A 1,207-nucleotide genomic window follows, 5' to 3' on the forward strand; every position below is an offset into this window, starting at 1 on the left:
CCAAAAATTGTAAGACGGTAGAAGAAGTTCATAACACGTTAAAGGATCTCTTTGGAAAAACGCTACAAGAGGTCCTTGAGGCTGAGATGACGGACCATCTCAGTTATGAAAAGCATCACATTCAAGGAAAGAATACTGGAATAGCCGGAACGGCTATAGCAAAAAAACAATCAAAAGTCGTTTAGGTGAAACGGAGTTAAACGTCCCCAGAGATCGAAACGGTGAATTTGAGCCAAAAATTATCAAGAAATATGAGCGTTCTTCGAGAGAGTTAGAAGAACAAATCATTACTATGTATGCTAAGGGAATGTCCACTCGCGACATTGAAGACCACATGCGAGATATATATGGAGTCGATGTATCTGCAGGATTAATCAGTAAAGTGACAGACCGAATCTTGCCGCTGGTAACAGAATGGCAATCTCGTCCTTTGGAACCCGTGTACCCCATCGTTTTTCTTGATGCCATTCACTTCAAGGTACGGAAAGATCACAGAATCATTACCAAAGCCGCTTACAGTGTTATTGGTGTGAACATTCACGGTCATAAAGATGTCTTAGGAATATGGATCGGTGAAACCGAAAGCGCTAGCTTTTGGGTAAGTGTTTGCAATGACCTTCGGAATCGAGGCGTTGAAGATATCTTGATCGCTTGTAAAGATGGACTCACCGGCTTCTCCGAAGCCATTCATTCCGTTTTTCCAAAAACACAACTCCAATTATATGTCATTCATCAGATCAGGAATAGTATGAAGTATGTAAACTACAAAGATCAAAGGGCTTTGATGGCTGATTTAAAGCGCGTGTATCAAGCTTTGACCTTGGAAGAGGCTGAACTTGCTTTAAATGAATGAAGAGAGAAATGGAAGTCCAAATATCCCATAGTCATCCGTTCATGGGAAAATAACTGGTCTGAATTAAGTACCTACTTTGCTTACCCACCTGAAATTCGGCGCTTGATCTATACAACTAACATTGTAGAAGCCTACCATCGACAATTACGCAAAGTAACGAAAAGCAAAACAGCATATCCTACGGATGATGCTTTGCGCAAAGTCTTGTATTTGGTTACAATGGATATTACCAAAAAATGGACTATGCCTCTTCGGGATTGGAACAGATGTATTTCTCAATTTGCCATCCTGTTTGAAGAACGTTGTCCCATAGACCTAATCATATAAAATTGGGGGCTCTGCCCCCAACCCCCC

The 1,207-nt window shown here is 41.2% G+C and carries 1 pseudogene; it reads left to right on the plus strand.

Annotated elements, in window-relative coordinates:
* Window positions 1–1,180 (plus strand): annotated as a pseudogene (locus tag I8U27_RS20335) (IS256 family transposase); the annotation flags it as partial.
* Between the last annotated feature and the right edge of the window lie 27 nt (window positions 1,181–1,207).

The sequence above is a fragment of the Paenactinomyces guangxiensis genome (assembly GCF_016055185.1).
GTDB lineage: Bacteria > Bacillota > Bacilli > Thermoactinomycetales > Thermoactinomycetaceae > Paenactinomyces > Paenactinomyces guangxiensis.